We start from the raw sequence: 866 nt of genomic DNA, 5'->3' as shown, positions 1-866 counted from the left end.
AGAGCATGTTTAAAAATTTGCTTTTGTTTCAAGCTAATCTTTGAATTACAATTTGGCAATTCTGCCAGAGCACCCAAGCTTCTGCGCTTTGGGTAGTTTTTTCGTGATCTTTATTAAGTCTTCTGAAGAAATTGAAGATGCCAAAAGTCCTTTCAGTGACCCATCTCCACTTAATTGGAACAAATCCATTACTAGTTGGTGGGCGAGAGGATACTTCCATCTCAACCCCTAAAAGATTCTCATAGACCCAATCCATAAACACCTTCTTGTAAGCCTTGTCTGCTAAAATCTTTTTCATGCGGTGCATGTAACCTTGCAAAGGCTCTACTACCTTTTCTGCCATCACTCCATCGGCTTGATGAGCCGCATGAACTACTACACCCCATACAAGCCCAAGTGTGTCTGTAATTATATGTCTTTTTCGCCCGTTTATCTTCTTGTTTCCATCTATACCTCTATCTTCAGCAATAAAAGCCGCTGCTCTAACGGATTGTGTATCAATGGAAAACATGCTTGGTGTTTCATTTTTACCTACTCTTAATCTTTCTAGGCAGTTCAAGCCTGCATTGAGTCTTTCAAGGGTTCCATCCGATTTCCACCTACTAAAATAGTAGTAAACGATCTGCCACTTTGGAAAATATTCTGGAAGATTTCTCCATTGACTCCCAATCCGTAGATACCAAAAAATAGCATCTGCAATAATCCGTAGATCATGTTTCCTGCGTCTTTGCACTGGTAGATATTCTTTCATAATTTGCCACTGCGGGTCGGTGAGCTTCTCATATTGAGTTTGCATAAATCTTTAAGTTTTGGTCAACCTAAAGTTTATTCATTGACCCGCTCTTTTCAAAATTTAAACATGCTCT

General features: G+C 39.4%; 1 protein-coding gene. It reads right to left on the bottom strand.

The genetic code is table 11. From position 1 onward, the window contains the following. Positions 1 to 28: 28 nt before the first annotated feature. The gene (locus WJR50_RS34120; RefSeq protein ID WP_341297802.1) at positions 29 to 796 is read right to left on the bottom strand and encodes an IS5 family transposase; all 768 of its coding nucleotides are present in this window, start codon (positions 794 to 796) and stop codon (positions 29 to 31) included. Positions 797 to 866 lie beyond the last annotated feature (70 nt).

The sequence above is a fragment of the Catalinimonas locisalis genome (assembly GCF_038039535.1).
Taxonomy (GTDB): Bacteria; Bacteroidota; Bacteroidia; order Cytophagales; family Cyclobacteriaceae; genus Catalinimonas.
The sequence above is the reverse complement of the archived record's forward strand: the minus strand, read 5'-3'. Positions and strand labels throughout refer to the sequence as shown.